At 40.9% G+C, this 26,244-nt stretch carries 28 protein-coding genes; 20 read left to right on the top strand and 8 right to left on the bottom strand.

The window, feature by feature from the left end; genetic code table 11:
• The first annotated feature begins 47 nt into the window (after positions 1 to 47).
• Positions 48 to 494: a hypothetical protein gene (locus LF822_RS07425; protein WP_253923344.1), complete on the top strand. Its 447-nt coding sequence runs from the start codon at positions 48 to 50 to the stop codon at positions 492 to 494.
• Between the two features lie 92 nt (positions 495 to 586).
• Positions 587 to 1,117, top strand: a complete 531-nt coding sequence (locus tag LF822_RS07420) for a GNAT family N-acetyltransferase (protein WP_253923343.1) — start codon at positions 587 to 589, stop codon at positions 1,115 to 1,117.
• A gap of 193 nt (positions 1,118 to 1,310) precedes the next feature.
• Here the strand turns inward: LF822_RS07420 and LF822_RS07415 are convergent, their stop codons facing one another.
• Positions 1,311 to 2,180 (bottom strand): cation diffusion facilitator family transporter, encoded by an 870-nt coding sequence (locus tag LF822_RS07415; protein WP_253923342.1) that lies wholly within the window; start codon positions 2,178 to 2,180, stop codon positions 1,311 to 1,313.
• Between the two features lie 220 nt (positions 2,181 to 2,400).
• On the opposite strand from LF822_RS07415, the gene LF822_RS07410 reads away from it, so the two are divergent.
• The 4 genes from LF822_RS07410 to LF822_RS07395 all read left to right on the top strand — a co-directional run bounded on the left by LF822_RS07410 (position 2,401) and on the right by LF822_RS07395 (position 4,843).
• Positions 2,401 to 2,616, top strand: coding sequence for a hypothetical protein (locus LF822_RS07410; RefSeq protein ID WP_253923341.1), 216 nt, complete (start codon positions 2,401 to 2,403; stop codon positions 2,614 to 2,616).
• Between the two features lie 162 nt (positions 2,617 to 2,778).
• Positions 2,779 to 3,387 carry an NAD(P)H:quinone oxidoreductase gene (wrbA, locus tag LF822_RS07405; protein WP_253923340.1) on the top strand — a complete coding sequence of 203 codons (609 nt, stop codon included), beginning with the start codon at positions 2,779 to 2,781 and terminating at the stop codon, positions 3,385 to 3,387.
• 256 nt (positions 3,388 to 3,643) lie between these two features.
• On the top strand, positions 3,644 to 3,883 hold the full coding sequence (locus LF822_RS07400; RefSeq protein WP_253923339.1) for an IDEAL domain-containing protein: 240 nt from the start codon (positions 3,644 to 3,646) through the stop codon (positions 3,881 to 3,883).
• Between the two features lie 117 nt (positions 3,884 to 4,000).
• A complete protein-coding gene (locus tag LF822_RS07395) occupies positions 4,001 to 4,843 on the top strand; it encodes a M15 family metallopeptidase (RefSeq protein ID WP_253923495.1) in 843 nt (280 codons plus the stop codon).
• A 54-nt stretch (positions 4,844 to 4,897) separates the two neighbouring features.
• On the opposite strand, the gene LF822_RS07390 is transcribed toward LF822_RS07395, so the two are convergent.
• A complete protein-coding gene (locus tag LF822_RS07390; RefSeq protein WP_253923338.1) occupies positions 4,898 to 5,518 on the bottom strand; it encodes an NAD(P)-dependent oxidoreductase in 621 nt (206 codons plus the stop codon).
• A 99-nt stretch (positions 5,519 to 5,617) separates the two neighbouring features.
• Between LF822_RS07390 and LF822_RS07385 the strand changes: the two genes are divergently transcribed.
• Positions 5,618 to 6,913 (top strand): MFS transporter, encoded by a 1,296-nt coding sequence (locus LF822_RS07385; RefSeq protein WP_253923337.1) that lies wholly within the window; start codon positions 5,618 to 5,620, stop codon positions 6,911 to 6,913.
• Between the two features lie 176 nt (positions 6,914 to 7,089).
• Here the strand turns inward: LF822_RS07385 and LF822_RS07380 are convergent, their stop codons facing one another.
• Entirely contained in the window at positions 7,090 to 8,001 is a 912-nt protein-coding gene (locus LF822_RS07380; RefSeq protein ID WP_253923336.1) for a zinc dependent phospholipase C family protein, read from the bottom strand.
• Positions 8,002 to 8,311: 310 nt separating this feature from the next.
• On the opposite strand from LF822_RS07380, the gene fumC reads away from it, so the two are divergent.
• Both fumC and LF822_RS07370 read left to right on the top strand, forming a co-directional pair.
• Complete coding sequence (gene fumC / locus LF822_RS07375; protein WP_253923335.1) at positions 8,312 to 9,700, top strand: class II fumarate hydratase; 1,389 nt, start codon at positions 8,312 to 8,314, stop codon at positions 9,698 to 9,700.
• Between the two features lie 121 nt (positions 9,701 to 9,821).
• On the top strand, positions 9,822 to 10,022 hold the full coding sequence (locus LF822_RS07370) for an alpha/beta-type small acid-soluble spore protein (protein ID WP_253923334.1): 201 nt from the start codon (positions 9,822 to 9,824) through the stop codon (positions 10,020 to 10,022).
• Positions 10,023 to 10,372: 350 nt separating this feature from the next.
• On the opposite strand, the gene LF822_RS07365 is transcribed toward LF822_RS07370, so the two are convergent.
• Together LF822_RS07365 and LF822_RS07360 are read right to left on the bottom strand one after the other, a co-directional pair.
• Complete coding sequence (locus LF822_RS07365; protein ID WP_253923333.1) at positions 10,373 to 11,470, bottom strand: ABC transporter ATP-binding protein; 1,098 nt, start codon at positions 11,468 to 11,470, stop codon at positions 10,373 to 10,375.
• A 120-nt stretch (positions 11,471 to 11,590) separates the two neighbouring features.
• Positions 11,591 to 12,490, bottom strand: coding sequence for a PucR family transcriptional regulator (locus tag LF822_RS07360; protein WP_253923332.1), 900 nt, complete (start codon positions 12,488 to 12,490; stop codon positions 11,591 to 11,593).
• Between the two features lie 120 nt (positions 12,491 to 12,610).
• Here LF822_RS07360 and LF822_RS07355 point away from each other — a divergent pair, with 120 nt between their 5' ends.
• Positions 12,611 to 12,892, top strand: a complete 282-nt coding sequence (locus LF822_RS07355) for a metal-sensitive transcriptional regulator (RefSeq protein WP_253923331.1) — start codon at positions 12,611 to 12,613, stop codon at positions 12,890 to 12,892.
• 105 nt (positions 12,893 to 12,997) lie between these two features.
• Here the strand turns inward: LF822_RS07355 and LF822_RS07350 are convergent, their stop codons facing one another.
• Complete coding sequence (locus LF822_RS07350; protein WP_253923330.1) at positions 12,998 to 13,168, bottom strand: hypothetical protein; 171 nt, start codon at positions 13,166 to 13,168, stop codon at positions 12,998 to 13,000.
• A 161-nt stretch (positions 13,169 to 13,329) separates the two neighbouring features.
• On the opposite strand from LF822_RS07350, the gene LF822_RS07345 reads away from it, so the two are divergent.
• From LF822_RS07345 to LF822_RS07335, 3 genes are all read left to right on the top strand, one after another.
• Positions 13,330 to 14,466: a DUF445 domain-containing protein gene (locus LF822_RS07345; protein WP_253923329.1), complete on the top strand. Its 1,137-nt coding sequence runs from the start codon at positions 13,330 to 13,332 to the stop codon at positions 14,464 to 14,466.
• Positions 14,467 to 14,553: 87 nt separating this feature from the next.
• The gene (locus LF822_RS07340; protein WP_253923328.1) at positions 14,554 to 14,913 is read left to right on the top strand and encodes a YlbF/YmcA family competence regulator; all 360 of its coding nucleotides are present in this window, start codon (positions 14,554 to 14,556) and stop codon (positions 14,911 to 14,913) included.
• 130 nt (positions 14,914 to 15,043) lie between these two features.
• A complete protein-coding gene (locus LF822_RS07335; RefSeq protein ID WP_253923327.1) occupies positions 15,044 to 15,817 on the top strand; it encodes an enoyl-CoA hydratase in 774 nt (257 codons plus the stop codon).
• An 80-nt stretch (positions 15,818 to 15,897) separates the two neighbouring features.
• Here LF822_RS07335 and LF822_RS07330 read toward each other — a convergent pair whose 3' ends face one another.
• Positions 15,898 to 16,083 carry a YhzD family protein gene (locus LF822_RS07330; protein WP_253923326.1) on the bottom strand — a complete coding sequence of 62 codons (186 nt, stop codon included), beginning with the start codon at positions 16,081 to 16,083 and terminating at the stop codon, positions 15,898 to 15,900.
• A gap of 139 nt (positions 16,084 to 16,222) precedes the next feature.
• On the opposite strand from LF822_RS07330, the gene LF822_RS07325 reads away from it, so the two are divergent.
• The 7 genes from LF822_RS07325 (at position 16,223) to LF822_RS07295 (ending at position 24,797) form a co-directional block, all read left to right on the top strand.
• Positions 16,223 to 17,122 (top strand): ABC transporter ATP-binding protein, encoded by a 900-nt coding sequence (locus LF822_RS07325; protein WP_253923325.1) that lies wholly within the window; start codon positions 16,223 to 16,225, stop codon positions 17,120 to 17,122.
• Positions 17,115 to 18,368 (top strand): ABC transporter permease, encoded by a 1,254-nt coding sequence (locus LF822_RS07320; RefSeq protein WP_253923324.1) that lies wholly within the window; start codon positions 17,115 to 17,117, stop codon positions 18,366 to 18,368. Before LF822_RS07325 ends, LF822_RS07320 begins: the two co-directional genes overlap by 8 nt.
• 365 nt (positions 18,369 to 18,733) lie before the next feature.
• The gene (locus LF822_RS07315; RefSeq protein ID WP_253923323.1) at positions 18,734 to 19,972 is read left to right on the top strand and encodes a metallophosphoesterase family protein; all 1,239 of its coding nucleotides are present in this window, start codon (positions 18,734 to 18,736) and stop codon (positions 19,970 to 19,972) included.
• On the top strand, positions 19,973 to 22,831 hold the full coding sequence (locus tag LF822_RS07310) for an ATP-binding protein (RefSeq protein ID WP_253923322.1): 2,859 nt from the start codon (positions 19,973 to 19,975) through the stop codon (positions 22,829 to 22,831). It begins immediately after the preceding gene.
• A 74-nt stretch (positions 22,832 to 22,905) separates the two neighbouring features.
• On the top strand, positions 22,906 to 23,475 hold the full coding sequence (locus LF822_RS07305; RefSeq protein WP_253923321.1) for a GbsR/MarR family transcriptional regulator: 570 nt from the start codon (positions 22,906 to 22,908) through the stop codon (positions 23,473 to 23,475).
• 92 nt (positions 23,476 to 23,567) lie between these two features.
• Positions 23,568 to 24,515, top strand: coding sequence for a 3'-5' exoribonuclease YhaM (yhaM, locus tag LF822_RS07300; protein WP_253923320.1), 948 nt, complete (start codon positions 23,568 to 23,570; stop codon positions 24,513 to 24,515).
• A gap of 69 nt (positions 24,516 to 24,584) precedes the next feature.
• Positions 24,585 to 24,797 carry a sporulation YhaL family protein gene (locus LF822_RS07295; RefSeq protein WP_256521641.1) on the top strand — a complete coding sequence of 71 codons (213 nt, stop codon included), beginning with the start codon at positions 24,585 to 24,587 and terminating at the stop codon, positions 24,795 to 24,797.
• A 30-nt stretch (positions 24,798 to 24,827) separates the two neighbouring features.
• On the opposite strand, the gene LF822_RS07290 is transcribed toward LF822_RS07295, so the two are convergent.
• A complete protein-coding gene (locus LF822_RS07290; RefSeq protein ID WP_253923319.1) occupies positions 24,828 to 25,766 on the bottom strand; it encodes a peptidylprolyl isomerase in 939 nt (312 codons plus the stop codon).
• Positions 25,767 to 26,244 lie beyond the last annotated feature (478 nt).

Genomic DNA, 26,244 nt, shown 5'->3' with positions numbered 1-26,244 from the left:
TGTTTACGCATAACTTATAAAGAAACTCCATGAAGGGATGAAACGTTATGCATAGACAAAATGGATTTCCTGGAGGGCAGCAATACCCTGGATTAGGTCCGGGAGAGGGTGGTATGGGTCCTGGCGGTCAATTTAGTCCTGGAGGTCCTGCAGGTCCCGGTGGTCCGGGCGGCCCAGGAGGCTTCCCTCCTTATGGCGGAGGTCCTCAGCAGCCTCCTCAAGGTCCGCCATTCGCAGGTGGACAGATTCCGCCTCCTCCAAGCCCTCCGCCTTCAGGTGAGGGTCCCGGATTGTATGCAGTTGATCCAGGTTCGTTATATGGATGCTTGTATCGTTATACGTGGGTGCGGTTAAACAATGGGCGGCGTTTTTGGTTCTATCCTGTATTTATAGGCAGAGAGTCTGTGGCAGGGTACAGATGGCGGCCTAATAGACGGCGGTGGGATTACTTTGGGATAGATACTCGCCGGATCGCCAGTTTCCAGTGTTTCTAATAAAGAAACTTTAGAAAAGGGGTGTCACAAGCGTGATGCCTTTTTTTTTGCTAAAATAAAACTATTAACAAGGTAAAAAAGGAGAATTTAATATGCCTCAAGTCAGACTTGCCCAGTTTGAAGATGCTGAACAGATTGCCAATATTCATATCCAAACATGGAAAGCTACATATAGAGATTTAATCGATGAACAGGATTTGAGTAATATCACTTTAGAAAACCGCATCGCATTATGGGAAACCATTTTAAAGTCGCCGGTGAACGGGCAGATTGCATATGTAATAGAGAATGAATATAACGATGTCGTGGGCTTTGTTTCAGGGGGAAAAGAACGAACGAAAAATTACAGTTATGATGGAGAAATTTATGCCATTTACTTGTTAAAGGATTACCAGCGCATCGGGTACGGCCGGTTACTTCTAAAAACTTTTGCTGCAGCTATGTATGAAGAAGGCTGTCGTTCTCTGCTTGTATGGGTTTTAACAAGGAATCCCTCGGCTCAATTTTATAAAAACTTAGGAGCAAAGCAGGTAGAAGCAGAAGAAGTAACAATTGGACAGGGGACTTATGAAGAGACTGCCTTTGGATGGGAGGATATGAATGATCTTCTTGAAAAACTTTAATGAAGGCGGCAGGGACAAAGCGATATTAATCCAGGAAAGACCCGGACAATTCTTTGGAATTCGTCCGGGTCTTTCTATAGTCAGAAGTTTTTTTAGCGGGCATGATGTCAGCCTCACAGGAAATTGTTGACTGCGCTGCATTGTGAAAATGATAGATGCTTATTAGATGACACTAGTTGTTTTGTCCCAGCTGTTATTTCGGATAGGGCTCTATATGAATGTGAGCATAGTAAATGCTTAATCTCTTCTCGAGCATGGATTCTAATTCGTCTGTAATATTATGACCTTCCTCGATCGTGAGGCTATGATTCACGTGTATGGTAGCTTCAACTAACGTTTGATTTCCCTGCATTCTCCCTTTTACATCTCTAACTGACCAGACTTCCGGATGAGACTCAATTAGTTCACGGATTTCCTCGATTTCTTTTTCATCAAATCCGTCAGTAAGCCTGTGGGTGGAGTCTCTAAAGATATCCCAGGCCGTTTTACATATAATAAAGCCTACGATTAAGCCAGCTAAAGGATCAAGCCAGAATGCTCCAAACTGAGCGCCGAAAATTCCGATTGCGGCTCCGATACTGACTAGTGCGTCAGAACGGTTGTCCTGGGCTGCTGCATATAGGGCATTACTGTTCACTTTCTTCGATAACTGTAAGTTGTATCGGTATACTCCATACATAACAGCGGCTGCGGTAAGTGCTGTCCATGCGGTTAACATGGCTGGTTCATTAGTGTTCCTCTGGATTATATCCTGTAAAGTACCGACGATTACCTCAATACCTACCGTCATCATAATGAAGGCGGCGATTAGAGAAGCAATCGTTTCTGCGCGAAAGTGTCCATAATGATGATCTTTGTCTGGAGGCTTTCTTGATATTTTTAAACCGATGAGCACGGCAACTGAGGCAATAACGTCCGTGGTATTGTTTAAACCATCTGCCCTGAGTGCTTCTGAACCACCAATCGAAGCAATTATAAGCTTGGCAGTGGCTAGAATTAAATAAGCTATAATGCTTACCCAGGCCCCGCGTTCCCCTTTTTTTAAGTTTTCATATTCGCCCATAAATGTGGCCTCCACTCCGGTAACTTAAAAGCATGGTTAAGCTTATCAGAATGCACCTGTGTGAGTCTAGAGAAAAAAAGCTACCTCCATGCACATCCCTTGTAGCAGGTAAGATTCTTTGCATGAAGTCAACTCAGGAGGATTATAAAAGACAAAGTTTGGGTACATATTCAATAAGTGTTAATTTTTATATATATATTGACCAGAGAGGGGAGTTTTTATGATTCAGGAAAAGATTATTGTTGAAGGTTATGTCAAAGGAATGAAATTCTCAAAGACGTTAAACCTCACTTACAACCCCGATCAGCAATCAGTAGAAGAGGCAATCATTTATTATTATGGAAGCCAGGCGATGTCGTTTGAGGAACTTGCGATCCAACAGGGATGGCAGGATTCTTATTGGACGTACCCAACGTACTTAAACCTTGTGATGTAGAACCTTTATGGTTCTTTTTTTTTTTGAATGTGTATTATCTCGAAATAAAGATTCTTAAGTTTGAAATATAAGAGATCAGGGTATAGTTTATAGTGAATACGTCATCTTCTAAGGGATACAATAAGATGACTTAAACTCATACAAAAAAGGAGAGGAATAGTAATGACAGATGTAAAGCTGGCAATTATTTATTACAGTTCCACCGGTACTAACTATCAGATGGCTCAATGGGCTGAGAATGCTGCTCAGAAGGCAGGGGCAGAGGTGAAATTAGTCCGGATTCCCGAACTTGCTCCTATGGAAGCTATAGAACAAAATCCTGCTTGGAAAGAACATTACTTAGCAACAAAAGATAAAGTTCCTGAAGCACAGGTGGATGACCTGGATTGGGCAGACGCATTTTTATTCAGTGTGCCGACAAGATTTGGTGCCGTACCTGCTCAGGCTAAACAGTTTATCGATCAAGCCGGCGGGCTGTGGGCTCAGGGAAAACTTGTGAATAAAGTAGTCAGTGCGATGACTTCGGCACAAAACCCTCATGGAGGTCAGGAAGCGACGCTTCTAAGCTTATATACGAGTATGTTCCACTGGGGAGCGATTATTGCTGCTCCAGGCTATTCTGATAATTCAATTTTCTCTGCGGGCGGAAATCCTTACGGAACAAGTGTTAGTGTAGATGGAGAAGGAAATATGAAGGAAGATATAGAAGAAGCTGTCCGTCATCAAGTAAATCGTACAGTAGAAGTAGCGGGGAAAATCGTCAATAATTAATCATTCAAAGACTCTCATAATTTATGGGGGTCTTTTTTAGGTAATAGTCTTCATCTTATAGAGATGCTCCTCACATTACTTTTCAAAAATAGACGGGCAGCATAGTTAATTTCTAAATTTTTTTGGACAAGCTAAATCCCGTCATAGAGGTTTAAAATTGAGAATTTCGGGAATTATATAACTAAATATTCAGAATATTATTGCGAAAAGTCGTAAAATCCTTCATAATGAAAAAAAGCAATTAGGGGGTAATCTCATGAGAAAGCAAAAACTAATATACGTGCTGCGTCGTGACCCTGGATTTAGAAATCGAGAAATCACTGCAAAAAGAGAATTGTCCTTCGGAATTAAATTAGCCTCCAGGCTTTTTCTGGATGAATTAAGTTTTCAGTTTAATAAAGAACGATTGGACGAAGAAATTAATACAGCTATTGAAAATAACGACCGTAAAGAATTTGAGCGGTTAAGCTTGAAATATCAGCCATATACGTGGTAATAAATGTAGGAAGTGCCTCTCTTTTGAGTGGCACTTTTTTTGAAATTTTTTATGCAGGGTCTTTAGAACAATGTTATAGTGGTGGAGAATATTTTTTATGTGGGAAGGTTTTAAGTGATGAGAATTAAGCCGGCAATTCTTATTCTTTCACTAAGTCTAACGTTAACTGCTTGTTCGCTCGATGAATGGACGAATCAGTCAGAACCCTCGGAAGAGCCGCCTGCTGAAGAAGAGCAGGATGGAGAAGGAAATGGAACTAGTGAAGAAGAGGAAGATGAGAACAACGAAGAAGAATCTGAAGAACAACATGAAGATGCAAATCCAGAAGCTTACGCTGATGAGCTGGAAGAGAAAGTTGATGAAGATGGACTTACTGTTATTGAAGAGCCTGATATTAAAGAGGTTGTTGTAAATAAGAGCCGTAAGCTTCCTGAAGGTTACGAGCCTGAAGATTTAGTAACGCCTGATGTTCGATTTCCTTTTGAAGAAGATCTTCCAAAAAAGTACATGCAGCCTCAGGCCGCTGAAGCTTTGGAAAACTTATTTGCAGCCGCGGATGAAGAAGGGATGGAGTTGTATGCTACTTCCGGTTATCGTTCATACGATACTCAAAAACAGATATACGATAACAATGTAGCAGAAAGAGGCCAGGAAGAAGCGGACAAATTCTCGGCACGTCCTGGTACTAGTGAACATCAAACGGGACTGGCTATGGATGTCACTACGCCTGAAATGGAATATAAGCTGGAGCAATCCTTTATTGATACAGAAGAAGGAGAGTGGCTTGCTGAACATGCTCATGAATATGGATTTGTCATTCGGTACTTAGAAGGAACGTCTGATATTACAGGGTATGAATATGAACCATGGCATTTGAGGTATGTTGGAGAAGATTTATCTACAGATATACATGAAACGGGTGGGACCCTGGAAGAGTTTTTCGGGTTTCACGCTGAATAATTGGAAACAGCCTTCCTTTCTCAGAAGGCTGTTTTTGTGTATTCTGGTATTTTATTAATAACAGATACCTATTCTTGTCTGATGAAATGTGCCTGATTTAATTACGTTTAAAGAAAAGGCAGCTGTATCGGTAACTGATATTCTTTTTCCATCTTCAGGAAGCTGGTTCACCTCATATCGAACTCCGCCTTCTGACCCTCCTTCCGGCAAATAGGTGGGGCAGATAATCACCCAGTCCAGCGTACTTTCATTTAAAGCCTGATAAGCTTTTTCATGTTCTTCCGCTGCAAATGTGGATCGACGCTTTGACTCCTTAGATTGGAACCGGTATTTCCCTTTTTCCAAACGACTGTTAAGAATGCCTGCGGTCCCGATAGTAATAATTCTGTTTATTCCGTGGTTCAGCATCCCTTGTATGATAAGAGGAGTGGCTGCTGACAGGGTGTCTGTCTTGTCTGTGTTTAACGCACTAAACACGAGATCACAGTCTTTTAACGTCTTTTCAATGGAGACAGGGTCTGATGCTTCCCCGTTAATATGATGGGCGCCTGGTATCAGACTTTTTGCTTTTTCGTAACTTCTAACTAATGCATATACTTCGTATCCTTCCTTTAAGCAGAGGTTAGTTACCATTGAACCGACCCTGCCGGTACCCCCGAAAATTGCAATTTTCATTTAAAAGCATCTCCTGACTTGTAATTATTTTATAAAATTGATCTATATTCTGCGGTCTTTTGCTAAGCTAATAGTAAGGTGTTGGAATGGGGGAAGCAAATGAAAAAGAAACAGGAATTGAGCTGGATTTTATATGATGTTGGTAATTCTGCCTTTGCGACCACTATTATGGCCGCTGTTCTCCCTGTATTTTACTATGATGTCGCTGCTAAAGGTCTTGATGAGTCACTGGCGGCGAGCTACTGGGGCTATTCCCAATCTCTTGCCGTTTTAATCGTAGCTATATTAGCACCCGTATTAGGAGCGATAAGTGATTTCTCGGCGGCAAAGAAAAAATTTCTTATGTTCTTCGCATTTATGGGTATGATTGCAAGTGTTCTTCTTGCTTTTGTGGGGGAAGGAGATTACTTACTGGCCTCTCTGCTGCTCATCTTAGGCACAATAGGATTTTCAGGAGGAAATGCCTTTTATGATGCTTTTCTGCCTGAAGTAGCTGATGAGGAGAACATCGATAAAGTTTCATCTTTTGGTTTTGCATTTGGTTATATCGGAGGCGGCATTTTATTAGCTGTAAATTTATTGATGATTCTCAAATATGAATGGTTTGGACTGCCGGATACAGTGGCAGGAACACAGCTTGCTTTCATTTCTGTAGGCATTTGGTGGCTTATTTTTTCCATTCCGCTGTTTAAGAATATAAAAGAAGAGAAGAAACAGAAGATTGAGAGGAACCATTCTTATGTAAGAGTTGGTTTCAGACGTGTAGGAATGACCTTTAAAGAAATAAAAAAATACAAGCAGCTGTTATTGTTTTTAGCTGCTTACTGGCTGTATAACGATGGAATCTCCACCATCATTAAAATGGCAACGATCTATGGAAGGGACATAGGGATAGATAGTAACTCTTTAATTATAGCCTTGCTCATTACACAATTCGTCGGGATTCCCTGTACTTTCTTTTTTGGTTACTTAGCCGGAAAAATTACGGCTAAGAAAGCATTGACGATTTCACTATACGTTTACCTTGGTATTGTAGCTCTAGGTTATTTCATGACGTCGGCTCTGCATTTTTATTTGCTAGCCATTTGTGTAGGGCTTGTGCAGGGCGGAGCTCAATCGCTAAGCCGCTCCATATATGGAAAAATGGTGCCGGCAGACCGACATGCTGAATTTTTTGGGTTTTATGGGATTTCTGCAAAATTCTCTGCAATCTTCGGTCCTTTTGCTTTTGCCATAGTCGGACAGTTGACGGGATCCAGCCGCCTCGGGATACTATCGCTTATTGTGTTTTTTATTGCAGGGATTGTACTTCTTAAGTTTGTTGACGTTAACAAGGGCAGAGAAGAGGCAAGAGAACAGACAGATGCGGCACATAAAACTGTTATTAAAACTTAAATTCATGGTATTTTCTTATGATTTCTCGATTTGAATCCGCGAGCAGTTGCGGCTCGTTCAACCTCTGTTCACACTGAATCGCGGATAAATTCTCACTTCCGCGGATATAAACAAAGATCCGCTCTCTCCAGCATGGTATGAGAGAACATGAAAGCAGGCAAAGCTGCCTGCTTCGTTTAAACTATAGGTTCACTATAAAAATTATCGTGGTTTTGGATTAACGGTGTACCTGTATCATAAGAAATATTCTGAACCACGTTTTCTATTTCCTTACGTGTCTTTTCCTCTTCTTTTGACCAGTAGTCTAATATTAAAGCAAATAGTGCTGAGGCTTCCTCTTTGGCCTGATTGTATAGATCTTCGAATGATTCTGTACGACGTTCGAAAGTCGCTGAGTGATGCCAGGTTTCACCCTTGCTATTCAAGTAATCGACCTGATCAGCAATTGGCTGATGCGAAAAAGAAGAAACTAGAGGTCCAAACCATTTGTTCTTCCACCCAAACGGATCAAATAAAATTCGCTGGGCTGCGGCCATATGTTTAAAAGACTTTTCAATGAAATGCTTTGGCAGGCTTTCTGGTGAGTAATGATTGTTAATGGACGGCTCAAGCATTGTCGCGACTTCTTTTCTCTCTATTCTCCTTAAACGAATAAGGGGAGAAACCGTTGTTTTCCACGTTTGTACATGCCGATGTTTACTGAGCATCAATGTATCAATCGCCACCTCTAATTCCTGATGTTTATTTCCCTCATAGCCAGACTTATAATGCACATAGGGATGCGTGATTCGATCTAAGATGTGATGACTGACGAAGCCGAGAATATAAGCCTGCTTACGGTTTTTTAAAAATCTTCCGTTCTCAATCAGTTCCAACAAAAAATCTCCGCATTTTTCTTTATGTAATTGCAGACCAAGGTCATTAACCCCATGATCATTTCCCATTGGCCAGAAATTATAATAAAAAAATGGGTCGGGTCCTTGAGCACCTAAATAAAGAAATGTTTCACTTGCTTCAAGAAGATCGTTCCTTCCAATATTCATACAAATATCCTCAGCAAATAAAATATGAGTCCATACATTTGGCATGATATACCTCCTTGCCTCATAAAAAAGAGCCTTTGCAAGAAGGCTCTTTTTTAACCATTTACCCTTTTTTTAAAAAGATCAAGCAAAAACAGTTTAAAGTTCTCCAGCCCTCCTTAAAAGGAATATGTAAAACTCTTCTGTTTCTGCCTCCTTTCTTTAAGTTAACCCCATATTACTACAAAGTTTGAATAATGTAAATACTCTGATTATTTATTTTTCGACAAGTTTACATGTAAGCTTATCGATTGTTTATTAGAATATTGATACAATTAGAGGTGGAGTTTAAGTTCATGTGAAAGGAAGGATCTGTATGGATTATCGTATTGAAAGAGACACTTTAGGTGAAATTAAAGTTCCAAGTGATAAGTATTGGGCAGCACAGACGCAGCGAAGTAAGGAAAACTTTCCGATTGGCCAGGAAAAAATGCCGGTTGAAGTAATTGAGGGCTTTGCAATTTTGAAAAAGAGTGCGGCCAGAGCTAATGCTGAGCTGGGTTTATTAGATGAAGAGAAGGCTCAAGCTATAGGTTATGCAGCAGATCTGATTTTAAAGGGTGAATTAGCCGAGCACTTTCCGTTAGTCGTATGGCAGACGGGCAGCGGTACACAATCAAATATGAATGTGAACGAAGTCATCGCCAACGTTGGAAATAAATGGCTTCAGGAAAAAGGAAGCGACACGCGTCTGCATCCAAACGATGACGTGAATAAATCTCAAAGTTCCAATGATACGTACCCAACGGCTATGCATGTGGCTTCTGTGAGAAAAGTAGAAGATGTCCTCTTACCGGCTGTTGCACAATTTAAGCAGACGTTAAAAGAAAAAATGGAAGCGTTTAACGATATTGTGAAAATCGGACGTACTCATCTGCAGGATGCAACTCCGCTTACTTTAGGACAGGAGATCAGCGGCTGGCATCGTATGCTTGAAAAGACTGAGAAAATGTTAGAGGAAAGCACGAATTATGTAAAAGAGCTGGCTATCGGAGGCACAGCTGTCGGCACTGGATTAAATGCCCATATTGATTTCTCTGAAAAGGTCGTAAAATATATTAATGAGGAAACGGACAATTCATTTATTTCCGCTCCAAACAAATTTCATGCATTAACTTCCCATGATGAACTTGTACACACCCATGGAGCTGTTAAAGCACTTGCTGCTGATGTCATGAAAATTGCAAACGATGTACGCTGGCTTGCGAGCGGACCGCGCTGTGGAATAGGCGAAGTAACGATCCCTGCCAATGAACCCGGCAGCTCGATTATGCCTGGAAAAGTAAATCCAACTCAAAGTGAAGCGATTACTATGGTTGCAGCGCAGGTAATGGGGAATGACGCTGCGATTGGGTTTGCAGCCAGTCAGGGGAATTTTGAATTAAATGTTTTTAAGCCCGTAATTGCTTATAATTTCTTACAGTCTGCGCAGCTATTAGCTGACAGCATTGTTTCCTTTGATGAGCGCTGTGTAAGTGGATTAGAACCGAACCACGAGCAGATTGAGAAATATTTGCGCGATTCTCTTATGCTCGTCACGGCCCTTAATCCTCATATTGGCTATGAAAATGCTGCAAAAATTGCTAAAACAGCTTTTGAAAAAGATCAAACGCTAAAAGAAACAGCGGTGGAATTAAATCTTTTAACAGAAGATCAATTTGAAGAGTTCGTTAATCCAAAAGCGATGACAAAACCAAACTCTTAATTGCCGGAAAAAATAGTTAGCCATGGACGGGAGGAAAAATACCGTTAATTACCAAATTATTTGTGTGATAAAAAATGTAGACCGTGATCATACTACTATCATACACAGGAGGTGAGACAACATGGCTAACAACAGATCTAACGAGTTAGTAGTACCTGGTGTACAACAAGCTCTAGACCAAATGAAATACGAAATCGCTCAAGAATTCGGTGTACAGCTTGGTGCTGATTCTACTTCCCGTTCTAACGGTTCTGTAGGTGGAGAAATCACTAAGCGTCTAGTACAAATGGCTGAACAGCAGTTCGGTGGACAACAAAAGTAAATATAATGAATGAGGAGAAAGGGTGCGCCCTTTCTCTTTTTATTTTGTGTCTAAAGAATAAAGTAGGAGGGAAGTCGTTCATACGCACTCTATCTATTAATAGCTCTCCGTATAGTGATCACTTCGAGACCAGCTATCAGCCTGAGCGTTGTCGACCTTCACCACGTATTTAAGACGAACTGAGCCATAGTCACCCTCCATTTATTAGAAAATTCTATCTTTTTAGTCTAGAGAAGCGGTGAGAGAAGGTAAATGGATGATTTGCACAAACATTACTAAAGTAGTTAGTTAATATGCTTATCTTTGCATAAAAAAACACACGGCCGAAGCCGTGTGTCTGGGGGAGTTTATTAACGGATACGCAGTTCGTTTTCAGCATCAAAGAAGTGGACTTTGTTCATGTCAATTGCCATTTCAATTTTGTCGCCGCCTTGAACATCTGAACGAGAGTCAACACGCGCGATAAACTCTTGATCTCCAATACGGGAGTAGAGGTACGATTCAGCACCCATCAGCTCAGCTACTTCAATGTCAGCTGTAATCTTCTTATCTGGGTTGGCATCAATGAAAAGCTGCTCATCATGCATATCTTCGGGCCTGACACCTAAAATAATATCTTTTCCGATATAATCCTGCTCGCGTAATATTTTTAATTTGCCTTCAGGAACAGCGATTTTTACGCCATCAACTTCGACGTGGTCTTCACCAAGAGTACCGTTAAAGAAGTTCATAGCAGGGGAACCAATAAATCCACCTACAAAAACATTTTCCGGCTTATCATATACCTCTTTAGGAGCACCAACCTGCTGGATAACCCCGTCCTTCATAACAACAAGACGTGTCGCCATTGTCATCGCCTCTGTCTGGTCGTGCGTTACGTAGATGGTTGTGGTCTGCAGACGCTGGTGAAGCTTTTGGATTTCTGCACGCATTTGAACACGAAGCTTTGCGTCTAAGTTGGATAGCGGCTCATCCATTAAGAATACTTTTGCATCACGTACAATGGCACGTCCTAAAGCCACACGCTGACGCTGACCACCTGAGAGCGCTTTCGGTTTACGGTCTAATAATGCTTCGAGTCCAAGGATCTGGGCTGCATTATTTACACGCTGCTCTATTTCTTTCTTATCCATTTTACGCAGTTTAAGTCCAAACGCCATATTGTCATAAACATTCATGTGCGGATAAAGGGCATAGTTCTGAAACACCATAGCAATGTCGCGGTCTTTTGGAGCTACATCATTCATACGCTTCTCATCAATTATGAAATCTCCACCTGTAATTTCTTCCAGACCGGCGATCATACGTAGTGTAGTTGATTTACCACAACCGGAAGGTCCTACAAATACTACAAACTCCTTATCTCCGATATGTAGATTGAAATCATCTACAGCTCTCACATTTTTATCATAAACTTTTTCGATATTATTCAACTTTAACTCTGCCATTAACAATTCCTCCTCTGTTGAAATCGCTTTCTTTTTGTATATTTACAGTCTAGCGAAGTTTAGAGATAAGGTAAATGGACAAAGTGCACAAAGAATTCTGACAATCTTTGTGCATGCTGGTTACAGGTTTAATTGCAGTAAGAGTAAGTAGACAACGAGACCCTGCTCAAACTGCTTAATGTCTATTCCGGTTTTCTCAATAAATTTATCCACCCGGTACTGAAGACTGTTCCGGTGCATAAATAGAAGCTTTGCAGCTAAGCTGGCATTGGAGCCGGACTCCAGAAATACTTTAATAGTCCGGAGCAGATCTCTGTCGGATTCTACTTCGTGAAGTGCAGTTTCTTTTAACAAGGCGGAATCGTTTTCTGAAAGTCCGTCAATATACACGAAGGGAAGAACCTGGTGATAGCTTACCGTTTCACCAAGCTGATACTTACTCGATAACGAGAAACACTTGTAAGCCCATTTGTAGGTGCGCTGCGCTGCTGCAAGGTCAGTTACTTCTTCACTTATGTAAAAACGCAGCTTCGTGTAAAAATCACTCATTAATACATCAATTACATTCTCTAAAGAAATAGGTTCCTGATCAGAATCAAAGAATTCTTCAATAATTATTCCTTCACTGCTGCTTATCCAGATGAGCGGCATCTCTGCGGGAAAGAACGCCTGCAGAGCTTCTCGAAAAGTTTCAGGCTCTAAAGCAGGATCTGAGACGGAAAAGAAAATAAATCTTATCTTATAAGGGGGGGCATCTAAATGTAACTCCTGCTGCTGGCCGTTAATGAAATTTTTCCATTTCAAATCTTTATTTGTTAAATCCACTTCATATTTATCCACAGGCTTTAGAAAAGCAGCTAATAAAGAATATTCTCTATCGGAAAGTTCATATGAAGCGATACCAATGATCTCATCATCACTGGTCCTAAACAGGCGGAAGTCCTTAGACGGCCAGCTTTCGCCAGGCTGATGAACAAACAATGTAGAATAAGTTTCTCTTAATCGATTAATGTAGGACATTGAAAACTTCCTTTTTCATAGTGGATTTACTATTATGATAATATAAAGTATGAAATAAAACTTTATCATTTTAAAAATACATTACAGACAGCTTGTTAATTGAGATAGGAGGAAAATGTAATGGATAATGTGAAAAAAAAATATGTATATCCTCAAGAAACAAAAAATCGGCTCAAACGAATTGAAGGTCAAGTACGCGGTGTACTGAAAATGATGGAAGAAGATAAGGACTGTAAGGATGTAATTACCCAGCTTTCGGCCGCTCGTTCAGCGATGGACCGTGCCATTGGGTATATTGTAGCTAAAAACTTGGAAACATGCATTAAAGAGGCGCAGGAAGATGGCGAATCTGCAGAGGAACTTATAAACGAAGCCGTAAATATGATAGTAAAAAGCCGCTGATTAGTGAACCTTAATCATGGTTTCACTATGCTTGCAGAGAACACGGGGGAGTCTCTGCAAGCATTTTTTGAAATTTTTACAGCGGTCTAAAGTTGCAGTACTGCTTCATTTTTTATTTTTTTCCTGTTTAGGGATGGGATGATCTTCTCCAATCTGCTCATTTCCATAGGCTGATAAAGGACGTCCTCCAGCCATTCCTTCATTAATCATTCTGTCAACGTCCAGTTCGAATCGATCTTTCCCCTCATCCGCATACTGCTTTTTCTTATCATTCATTTTTGACTCACCTCCTACAAAATAGTCTTTCCAGTTACAGCTTTTGTCCAATTGCTAATAATTGGGTAATGTTAAGACATCAAACTTAACTGTGATAGTAGCGAAGCATAATAGATTGCTCTATAATGGGACAGAGTTCTAGAGGGAAAAGAGGGATCATCTTGAACACAAGTTTTTTGATTTTATTTATGATGTTAATTGGGGCAGCAATTGGGGGAGTGACCAATTCGCTGGCTATAAAAATGTTATTCAGACCGTATCAGGCTATCTATATTGGTAAGTTTCGTCTGCCATTCACACCGGGAGTGATTCCGAAGCGTCAAAAGGAATTGGCCAGGCAGCTTGGCAGAATGGTGGTTAATCACTTATTAACGGCCGAAGGCTTGAAAAGAAAAATTAAAGGGCAGGATTTTCAAAATCAATTAACAACATTCGCCCAGAATGAAGTTGAGAAAGCATTGCAAAATGATCAATCTCTTCAGCAGCTCCTGAATACTCTGCAGTTAGATATTGACATTGAGCGAGTAGAGGAAGCGGCAGCTGAATGGGTGGATCAAAGGTACAATCTGATGATGGAAGAATTAAGACAGAAAAAAGTAAAAAACATTCTGTCTGATGATTGGCTGTATAAGGCGGAAGCTGGGACAGACCAGCTGGCAGGCTATATACAACTAAAAGTTCAACATTTCTTAATGAGCAGAGAAGGAAAAGAAAAAGTGGGAGCACTTATTGATGATTATCTTGATAAACAAGGTTTTCTGGGCAATATGATTCAATCATTTATGGGGTCAGACCGCGTTATTGACCGTGTTCACCCGGTTATAGTGCGATATGTCTCTGCCAAAGAAACAACCGAGTGGCTGCAAACCATGCTGCAGACAGAATTAGAAAACGCTCTTGAACAGCCTTTAGGCTATTTTGAAGATAAAATTGGGAAAGGTGTCATTTCAACCAGCCTGGGGCAGGTAGTTACTAAAGCACTCCCTGTGGAGAAATGGCTGAATCAATCCGTTTCTGAATGGACAAAGCCGCTTCAGTCCAAAATATTATTAGATGTGTTGCCTGCACTTGTTCCTAAAACCGCTGAATTGCTATCTTCTAAAATTGAAACGATGATGGCTTCTATGAATTTAGCTGAAATTGTGCAGGAGCAGGTGGAGTCATTTAATGTTGGCCGTTTAGAGGAAATGGTGCTGGATATTTCCAGGAAAGAGTTTAAGATGATTACGTATTTAGGTGCTCTTCTGGGGGGCATCATTGGTCTGCTTCAAGGAATAATTGTACTTTTCATCGGATAACCGTGAATTCCTATACATGGCGAATCATGTTTGTTATAGTGAGGAAGGAGTTCAATACTCAACATTTTTAGGAGGTACATGTAACTTATGGCTAATATTTATGATCAGGCATATGATCTTGAAAAAGCAATTCGTAACAGTGACGAATTTAACGGATTAAAAGATGCTTATGAAGCAGTAATGGACGATGAAGCTGCTAAGCAAATGTTCGAAGATTTCCGCCAAACTCAAATTAATCTTCAGCAGAAACAAATGCAGGGTGAAGAAATCTCTGAGGAAGAAGTTGAAAAAGCTCGTCAAGTTGTAGAACTTGTTCAGCAGCACCCTCAAATTTCTAAGCTTATGGAAGAGGAGCAGCGTTTAAACACTGTGATTAATGATGTTAGTAAAATCATTACGAAGCCTCTTGAAGATCTTTACGGTAACCCGGAAGAACCACAACAATAGGAAAGAAGCTGCCTGCAGAGGCAGCTTTTTTTGTGCTTTTACATACTAAAGAAAAAAATGTCAAATTTTGCAGGAAACCGGGCGGGCTGTGTCGAATTTTTAATATAGATGAGTAAGAAAGGGGATACGTATGAAGTTCTTTACTATAAAAAGAGTTGGTGCAGTGGTTTATCTGACATTAGCCCGAGGAGAGAAGTTTAATGCGTTACACGTGAACATGCTGCGGGAGTTTGCGGATGCTGTAGAAGAATTAAAGCAGGATGAGCAGTCTCAAATCGTTGTCCTTTCCGGTGCTGGAGACGGATTTTGTGCAGGAGGCGACGTCTCTATGATGCAGGACGTGAGCAGCCCGGAAGTCTATGACCAAGTAATGAATGACATAGAAACGATTGTCACTGGATTTTACTCCATGCCGAAAATAGTAATTGCGGCGTTACACGGGCCAGTGGTCGGACTCGGTTTAAGTATCGCTTTATCTGCCGATTATCTTATGGCAGAAGCAGACGCCAGACTTTCCATGAACTTTATCGGGATTGGCCTGGCACCTGACGGGGGCGGGCATTTCTTCTTAGAACAGCGGTTAGGTACCCATCGAGCGAAGCAGTTTGCCTGGCAGGGAGAGCAGCTGAGAGCTAAAGAAGCATTTGACTTTCAGTTAATTGATTTAGTATTTGAAGGGAATATCCATGACGAAGCGGCGAATCTGGCTGAGGAATGGAGTGCGAAGCCATTACAGTCGATGATTACCACAAAGAGTATCTATCATCAATATGGCATTGACCAGCTTCTCCAATATCTTTCCAGGGAAAGACAGTCACAATGGAAGTTGAAACAGACGGCTGACCACCGTGAGGGCGTCCAGGCATTTCTTGAAAAGCGTCCGGCTAACTTTAAAGGGGAGTGAAAAAAGTCGCGTTAGCGCGACTTTTTTTAAATGATAAATTTGATTTTTTAAAGAACATTCCTCTTATCCTTCCAGTTCTATTATCGATGAAAAAGAATAAGATGTCCTTCAGGGGCAGCACATCGATGAGTATGTTCGGAATACCCCTCCTGTTCGAGCTTATCTGCTCCGATACGTTTTGCTTCTGTGTCGTCCTCAGCTTCAAATGTTTCATCGAGCACATTTGTGCCATCTTTTTCGAATACGGTTAGAAAATACTTTTTCATTGAAGAAACCTCCTATGGTGAATCATGACTCATTTTATACATTAGCCAGCAAAGGTCGAAAATCCTGCCTCGCTTAGAAAAAAATTGAAACAAATTCATAACCTGCTCGTAATTAATGTGATAGAAAGGGGAAAAGCATGTGACGTTAAAATTAAATAATGTAACTAAACAGTTTGGAGCATTTACAGCGGTGGATCATTTATCACTGGAAATACCGGCGAACCAGATTTTTGGTTTTTTAGGAGCAAACGGAGCAGGGAAAACGACAACGTTTCGAATGATCCTTGGATTGATTGAGGAGTCAGGCGGCACCATTACATGGAATAACGGTAAAATCGGTTATGAGCAGAGTCATCTGATTGGTTATCTGCCTGAAGAACGCGGTCTTTATCCAAAAATGAAAGTGGTTGACCAGCTGGTTTATTTAGCAAGATTAAGGGGGATGACCCGTTCTGATGCGCAGGAGGAGCTTGAGCGCTGGCTAGAGAAGTTTAAAGTACCTGATTATAAAACAAGGAAAGTTGAAGATTTATCAAAAGGGAATCAGCAAAAAATACAGTTTATTTCTGCTGTCTTACATAAACCTGAACTGCTCATTCTGGATGAACCATTTTCAGGGCTTGATCCAGTGAATGTAGAGATGCTGAAAGAAGCGGTAATTGAATTAAAAAATGCGGGTACGTCGATTGTATTTTCTTCACACCGCATGGAACATGTAGAGGAGCTGTGTGAGAATTTATGTATACTTCATCACGGACGCCCGGTTGTGCATGGAAAGTTAAAAGAAATTAAGCGCTCGTTTGGTAAGAAAAATGTGAGAGTTCATGCAGATTTTAATGTGGAATATTTAAAAGACCTTCCGGGAGTAACAAAATTTAAAAGCTTTGGCAGCAGCTGTGAGCTGCAGGTGGAAAATGAAGAGGTTTCCCAAATCATATTTAAGGAATTAACCGGGAAGGGTTTTATCCGGACCTTTGATTTAGAAGAGCCTTCCTTAAATGATATTTTTATTGAAAAGGTGGGGACTTCCTATGAATAAATTTTTTATTATGGTTGTGCAGACATTTAAGTCCAGAGTAAAATCCAAATCATTTGTTATTACCACATCGGTGACACTGGCTTTGATCCTGCTGCTGACTAATATCCAAAATATAATGGAAGCCTTTGATCAAGGGGACGAGGAAGGTCAAACTACAGAAATCAGTGTCGTAAGTGAAGAGGAAGAATGGGTTTCCTTATTTGAAGAGCAGCTCCTGGCAGATGATTCTTTTTCAATAGAAAAGGATCAGTCGATAGATGAGGCTAGAGCGGCCGTAGAGGAGGGAGAGCTCAACTCTGCTGTTGAAATAAAAATGGGGGAAGCCGACCTGCCGGAAGCTGTAGAATACGTGGGGGACGGGGCTTCTCCTGCTCATAGCGAATCTATTCAGCAGGCAATGCAGCGGGTGAAAATGGACGCTGCCGCTGAGAAGGCTGAGGTGGATCAGGAAACTATAACAGCAATTAACGCTCCGGTGGCTTATGAAACAATTGCTTTAGGCGATGAAGCTAATACTCCAGAAGAGATGCAGCAAACTCAGGGTCTTGTTTATGTTATGCTGTTTTTGCTGTATTTAACTGTAATGATGTATGGAAGTATGATTGCGACTGAAGTGGCAACTGAGAAATCAAGTCGTGTGATGGAGATCCTAATTTCCAGTGTGTCTCCTGTTTCCCAAATGTTTGCCAAGATTACCGGGATTGCTTTATTAGGGCTGCTGCAATTCTCCTTAATTTTGGGTGTAGGCTATTTAGGTGTACAGCGCAATTCAGGGGAAGGCTCGTTTTTAGAGGGCTTTGGGCTGGGAGATATAGAACTGAGTATCATTGGATACGGTATCGTATTCTTTATATTGGGGTATTTTTTATATGCTACTCTGGCGGCCACTCTCGGCTCTTTGGTAAGTCGTTTAGAAGATGCACAACAGATGATTGCCCCTATGATATATTTGATCATTATAGCCTTCTTTATCTCAGTATTTGGGTTAAATGCCCCGGATACCCCGTTTATTACGGTAACTTCTTATATTCCATTTTTCTCTCCGCTGATTATGTTTTTGCGCGTGGGAATGCTTGATATACCGGCGTGGGAGGTTGTATTGTCCATCGGGGTACTTACAGCTTCTATAGTTTTACTTGCATTAATTGGAGCCCGTATTTATAAAGGGGGAGTTCTCATGTATGGAAAATCCTCCTCCTTAAAAGATATAAAACAGGCCATTCAGCTTTCAAAGAAAGAAGGCTGAACGATTATTGAGGCGGGACAAATCTGAATAAAATATAAAATAATCCGAATGATTCTGTAGTAATCAGTTCGGATTATTTTATGTTAAAGAGAATTCTTACCATCGCTCCGTCAAAATGCTTCGCTTTCCGTGGACACGGCCTTAAGCTTCCTCAGAAAGCAAAGTGTGCTTTCCAGCGGGATCTTCGGCTCGCGCTGTCCCCGCAGGAACCTACGCATTTTGACTGCGCTAATAATCTGCGTTTATACGAATGGTCGTTTTGGACTTCACTGCTGCACTTATTTCCCACTCCTTTTTTTGATGGTAGAAATGTTCCTACCTGCCGTACTCATGCTAAACTAGAATTTAAAAAGGGGGAAGTTACTTTGACATCCTTGAAATTCATCCATAGTGCCGACCTACATTTAGATAGTCCATTTAAGGGGAAAAATAATTTCCCTGAAGCGTTAAAGGAGCAGCTTCGTGCTTCAACGTTTGAAGCTTATGACCGTCTAATTCAAAAAGCCATTCTTCATCATGTAGACTTTGTATTGTTGGTTGGGGATCTCTTTAACGAAGAGGTTAGAAGTCTGAAGGCTCAGGTGAAGCTGAGGGAAGGGTTTGAACGTTTAAAGCAGCATGGAATCCATGTCTATGTCAGCTATGGGAATCACGACTACATGGCGGGTACTCATTATCCAATATCATATCCAGAAAATGTTCACATTTTTAATGAAGAAACTGTACGTTCGCTGCCTTTTCAGCGGGAGAATAATGTAATCGCTCAGATTTATGGGTTTAGCTACGAACAGCGCGCAGTAACAAATAAAATGGTGCAGCAATTTGTGAAGAGCGAAAAGGCCCCATTTCATATTGCAATGCTGCATGGGAGTCTTGAGACTCAGACAGAACACGATGTCTATGCACCCTTTTCGATGAGCGAATTATACAAAGCTCAGATGGATTACTGGGCCCTGGGTCATATTCACAAAAGACAAGAGCTTTCTGTTCATCCTCCAGTCATATATCCAGGAAACATTCAGGGCCGTTCACATAAGGAATATGGAGAGAAAGGCTGCTATCTCGTAGAGTGGAAAGATGAACGGTTTCACTGTAAATTCCTTCCGCTCCACAGTTTTACATACGAACGATTAGAAGTCGACTGTAATCACGTGGGACACCCACAAGAACTGGAACTGGTTTTTGAAGAGGCGAAGAGAAGTATAGCGTCTACTTCCCCGATGCTGTTAAGACTGACGCTGACAAGCAGTGAAGGCAAGCTTAGTAAATGGGAATCAGAAGGATTGATTGAGGACTGGATGGAGCTTGTGAACGAGCGGGAAACACTAGAGGAAGCCTGGGTATGGATTGATGAAACAGTAATTAAAGATATCCCGGATTGGGATGAGGAAGAACTGAAAAAAAGCAATTACTTTGCAGGTGAGTTCCTGCGGAATATAGAGGAAGTAGAAGACGAGGAATTCTCTCAGTATGTAAATCCGTTATATTCTCACCGCAGAGCTTCCAAATGGCTGGATGAATTAACATCTGAAGAAAGAAAAGAAGTAATGCAGTCAGCGAAAGAGCTGGTGCTTCAACAAATCATAACACGGGGGAGCGAGTAAATGAAGCTGACATCTTTATATATTTATGGATTTGGAAAGTGGAAGGATTATTCGCTTTCTTTATCCAGCCATTCTCTAACAGTTATATCCGGTGCTAACGAAGCGGGTAAATCAACGCTGCAGCAATTTATTTTATTTATCTTATTTGGGATGCCTCCTCAGAAAAGGTCGTTTTACCAGCCGAAAACAGGGGGTACTGTAGGTGGAAGAATAATAGTCCAAACTGACTCTTATGGAGAAATTATAGTAGAGCGGGTAGACGACCGTCACCAGGGAGAAGCAATCTGCCGTCTTCCCAGTGGTGAAACCCGGGGAGAAGATTTCCTGAAGAAGCTCATGGGGGGATTACACAAATCGGTGTATCAATCCATTTATGGGTTTAATGCAAATGATTTACAGGAGCTCACGCAGTTAAATGGTGAAGAATTAGGCGAAGTTCTGTTAAACGTAGGGCTGACGGGATCCAGCCAAATTCATCAGGCAGAAAAGAATCTGGATAAACAGCTTAATGAGAAATTTAAACCTAAAGGCAGAAATCCAGAGCTTAATCGAATGTTGACCCGAATAGACGAGCTGGCTGCAAGAAAGAGCCGCATAGAAAAGGAAATAGGTGACTATCAGCTGAGTGTAGAAAGACTAGAAAAACTAGATGAGGAAATCGCAGCTGTCGACGAGGCCAGGGAAGCACAAAGACGTGCCTATTACAGTCACATGCAGATAAAGAAGGCGCTCCCGATCATACAAAACTATCATCAGCTTACTATACATGAAGCAGAGAGACCCGTACCTAAAGCAGCCCGGCATCACATGGGTGATCTTCAGGAACAGCTTCTCCCTCTGCAAAGCGAGGTTAAATCTCTTCAAGATAGTCAATCAGCTAAAGAGATACGGCTTAAAAATATAAACTCCGAGGTTCATGCTTACGATAGAAAAGATCTGTCCATTTTTGAAGCACAAGAATCTGAGTATCAGCAGGCTGAACAGGAATACAAGCGCCTTACCCTCCAAATCGATAAATACAATGATGAAATTGATAAGGAAATGAACAGACTTGATTTATCCGTGGACAAAACCGAACTTCAGGATTATGAATTCCCTTTTTATTTAGAAGAAACTTGGAGAGCATTAAGGGAAGAAGAACAATTGCTTGAGCAGCAAGAAATAAAAGCGGCACAGGAAAGCGAAGCCCTCCGCCGGCAAATGGAGCACACACAGGGGCAGCTGCAGTCTCTCCTTACAGGAAGCATTAGTGAGAAACAGTCAGTTGAGCACTCAGAATTGATTGACCGGTACATTCATTCCCAGCCCTCTCATGAAGGGAAGTCAAATACTAAGAAAACTTTAATGATGGCTGCGTTAATAACAGCAGGAAGCCTGTTTCTAGCGTTAGAAACGAATCAAATTATCCCTTTACTGATTGGTGTTCTTACAGCAGCCGGAGTGATCGTCATAAATAGAACAGGCAGTCCGGGTCAGAGAGCTCCATCCATTACAAAGGAAATGTATATGAAAGCTAGAGAGGAACTGCAGCAATATGATCAGGCTAAAGGAGAAATTATTTATCTTCGGGAACAGCAGCAAGAGCAAAACGACAAATGTGATCAGTTAAAGAAATGGAATGATGAATGGGCAGGGAGGAAAAGCAGCCTCCAGCTGAAGATTAAGGAACAGGTCAAGCGTTACCCGTTCTTGGTCGATCTTAAGCTCGTCCATTGGGAAAAGCTGTATCATTTACTCAAACAAGTTAAAGACAGGCATCAAGAGTTGATGAAGCTGAAAGCCGAACGGCAGGTATCCGCTGATCATATGCGCACAATTGAAGAGCAGGCCGCCAGGTTTTTCAAAGAGCAAAATTGGGAACATAATGAACGAACAGTCAGCAGACAATTACAATTGAGGAAAGAATTTGTTAAAGACCAACTTCAATTGAATGAAGAATCGATTCAACTAAAGAATGAAATTGAACAGCTTCAATTACAACAAGAGCGGCTTGAAACAAAAATCAAACCCCTTGAAAATAAAAAACAAACACTATTTAATAATGCAGGAGCTCTCAGTATAACTGACTTTTATGAGAAACTTGATCATTTCGATCAACTGCAGCAGCAATTAGAAACGAAAAACCAGCTGGAGCATCAGGTTAATATGATGCTCACTTCTCAGGAACAGGAAACGTTTCAAGTATGGGTAACCCCGCCGACTGAGTCTGACATTGCTTTTAATCTGGAAAAAATCGAAGCCGAACTGGATAAGCTTCAGCAGGACACTAAACAATATGAACAGGAGCGGGCAAAAACCGAGCATCAAATTAAATATTTGGAGAGTTCGGATGAGTTATCAGAGCTTACCCACCAATTAGCACTTGAAAAAGAGTCTTTTCATGAAGCGGCTAAGGAATGGGCAAGCTCTAAAATAGCACTTGAAGTTCTTTCAAAGACAAAAGAGAAATATCAAAATCAACATCTGCCGAATGTACTTAAAGAGGCACAAACCTACTTTCATAAAATCACACACGGAAAATATACTCGTCTTCACCTTGACGGGGTACAACAGGAAATTGTAGTGCAGGATGAGCAAGGTTTTTATTTTAAAACAGAGGAATTGTCCAGGGGGACTGCAGATCAATTATACGTATCTCTCAGGCTGGCCCTGGCAAAAACACTCGCTGAAGAATTATCCATGCCTTTTCTAGTGGACGATGCCTTCGTCAATTTTGATTCCTCGAGACTTTCTACAATGCTGTCTATAATTGAACAGATTTCGAGACAGCACCAGGTGATATTATTTACGTGGAGAGAGGATTTACTGGAGCTGCTTGATGGTGAGAGTATAAACACTTTTCAGCTTTCTAATGTATAAGGTCGCAAATTTAAACTATTAATGATAAAATATTTTAAGATTAAATCACGTACATGGGAATGGAGGGCGGCCCTTTGGCAGAACAACCTACAAACAGCTGGGAAAAGTATCAAAATACTATTGAACAATTCATCCAGGTCATCTCTAAAAATATGAACCTTTACGGGGTCACGCCATCGATTGGACGGTTATATGGAGTTCTCTATTTCGCTGAGGAACCAATGACACTGGATGATATGCGGGAAGCACTGGAAATGAGCAAAACAAGTATGTCTACCGGAGTACGCGCATTGTCTGATATGAAAATGGTTGAACCCTCCTTTAAAAAAGGGGTGCGTAAGGATTTGTATAAATCTGAAGAGGATTGGTATAAATCTTTTACTTCTCTTTTTGGCAGCCGCTGGAGGCACCATACGGAGACGAATATTGAAGAAGCGGATGAAGCTATTTATGAACTGACAAAAATAAAAGAGCAGACTACTGATGCAGAATTAATAGAGAAAATTGAAGTAGATATTGACCGCCTTCAATATGCTCAGGATTACTATAGATGGCTCATGCGGTTTATTCACGTAGTAGAATCAGGCGAGATCTTTGAATTCGTTCCTAAGATCGAGCAGGAGAAAACAAACAGAAATAAATGAGATAAGACTGTTCCTGTTCATTCCTTGATCTAAAGAATCAGGGACTGGGATAAAGGAGCGGTCTTTTTTTACAAAGTCGAGGGGGGAGCCAGATGAAAAAAGGAATTTCAAACTATCAAATCGGGGAAACGTTTGATCATTTCCTTTTAATAAAAACAGCCTCTAAAGGTGTAGCAAGTAATGGAAAACCATTTCTATCCTTAATGCTTAAAGACACAACTGGAGAGATTGATGCAAAGCTTTGGGAAGCCACACCAGAGGACGAAGGGGTCTTCTCACAAGGAGAGCTTGTTAAAGTTACAGGTGAAGTAGGGCAATTTAGGAACCGGCCACAACTGAAGATTCAAAGTATAAGGCCCGTCCAGGCGGCCGACGGTGTGCAGGCTTCGGACTTTGTAGAAAAGGCCCCTGTAAAGAAAGAGGATTTAATGGATAAGATTACGGAAATCATATTTGAAATGAAAAATCCGAACATCCAGAGAATTACTCGGCATTTTGTTAAGAACTATCAAGAAGAATTGCTCACATACCCGGCTGCTGTAAGGAATCACCATGAATATGTTTCAGGGCTGGCCCACCATATTGTATCTATGTTAAATATCGCACAACAGTTAAAGAATTTATATCCAGAGATAAATGCTGATCTGCTTTATGCAGGAATTATCCTTCATGACTTAGGGAAGGTAAAAGAACTCTCTAACTCCGGTTCACCTTCGTATACACTCGAAGGAAAACTAATCGGGCATATTCCGATGATGGTGGAACAAATTAAAAGTGCAGCAGATGACTTGCAAATCGAAGGGGAAGAGGTAACCATTCTTCAACACATGGTTTTAAGTCACCATGGAAAGGCGGAATGGGGAAGTCCAAAGCCACCTTTGGTAAGAGAAGCGGCGCTGCTGCATCACATCGATATGATCGATGCCCAAATGAATATGCTGAACCGGGCCTTAAGAAAAGTGGGTCCTGGTGAATTTACAGAACGAGTCTATGCAATGGACCAACGCTCGTTCTACAAACCTGCCTTTGAGGATTCTTAACCGGTCGTCATATCCCGTCGTTCTGGTTCATAAACTTATTATAAAAAGAGTGGACAGGGAGGTAAGGGTATGATTCTAGGACTTCCAGTGTGGGTGTTCTTTTGTATTATATTTATTTTTCTCAGTGGGTTTATGGCATACCGGGCAATGAAAGCGGAACAAAAGGTGGAACAGCAATTTATTGAGAAAGAAGGCAGGGTGTATTTAACACGAATGGAAGAAGAGAAAGAAAAAAGAAATAAACAGAGAGATCATTCTCAAATCAAACAAAGAGCAAGGTAGATGGACTACCTTGCTCTTTGTCATTGGTCGTTATTCTTCTGTATCTTCGCTCTCTTCTTCAGCTTCCTCTTCGCCTTCTTCTGTTTCTTCTTCAGGGTCTTCTACAGGAGCTTCAGGCTGTTCGAATAAATCTTCATATTCTTCAATTTTGACATCAATTTCAGATTCTTCCAACAGCTGATTCATTTGCTCCTGCAGTTGCTGTTGATCTACATTTTGACTAACTAATGTACGTTTGATTTCATCTTTGGAATCTTCATAAGATTCAACATCTTCCACTTCACGCGTATCTGTGACTTTAATAATGTGAAAGCCGAACTGTGATTCTACAGGATCACTAATTTCATCGACTTCAAGATTATAAACAGCATCTTCGAAGTTTGAATCCATGGTGCCAGGTCCAAAAAAGCCAAGCTCTCCGCCTTCTTCAGCAGATGGGTCTGACGAATACTCGCTGGCAAGATCGGCGAAGTCTCCACCTTCATCCAGTTTTTCTTTAACCTCGTCTGCAGTTTCTTCATCTTCTACAAGTATATGACTCGCTTCTACTTCTGTCTTCATACGCTCATAGTAAGTTTCCATTTCTTCTTCAGAGATGTCTACATTTTCAGCAGCGGCCTGTTCCTGAAGCAGACTCAGGCGGATCGTTTCTTTAAACTCGTCCTCATCTGAGAAACCACTCTGCTGAAGGACCATCTCGAACTGGTCTCCATATTGATCTTTTAAAGTGTTAAGTTCCTTATCGACGTCTTCATCGGAAACATCATAGTTATCTTCGAGTATTTTATTTAAAACAAGCTGCTGAAGGACCTCTTCCCCGGAATTCTTCTTCAGCTCTTCATAGAATTCTTCTTTAGTGACATCTCCGCCACTCGTTTCAACTACTGCTTCAGCATCACCTTCTTCTGAACAAGCAGATAAAACTACTAAACCGGAAGCAAGTAATGCAGTAAGTATTGTTTTTTTCATTTTTAATTGTACACTCCTCAAGCGTATGTTGTTTTTAATGATATGGCTGTGTTAATACTGGTGTTGATATTAGGGTGAAAACAAGGTAATACCTTATCGTTTCGTATCCATCTACTAAACCAATTGAAAACTTTAATTCGAGATTGACGGTCCGTTTTCGCAGACAGCCGCCGGTTCTCCTTGAGCTTTGCTCTTTAGATTCGGTGTCCAGTTGATGAACGTTAAAAGTGTAAGCAAAACTAAACAATTGTATATTTTGGGGGTAATATCAAAATCAGTGTTTAACAGAGCCAAAGAAATAAACGATCAAATTTCACAGGGTTAAATCGATCAAATTGTTAAGCATTAAAAAAACATTGAAGCTGAAGCCCAGGAAACTTTCTCGCATAGTCCATAAACTAATATACCACATTTTGTATCATTGGTTCTATACGTATAAAAAAAATAGGAAAATGGGTAGGTGACTGCCCATTCGAAT

Source organism: Halobacillus sp. A5 (assembly GCF_024189315.1).
GTDB lineage: Bacteria > Bacillota > Bacilli > Bacillales > Halobacillaceae > Halobacillus_A.
Note: the sequence above shows the minus strand (reverse complement) of the source record. Positions and strands in the feature narration are given on the sequence as shown.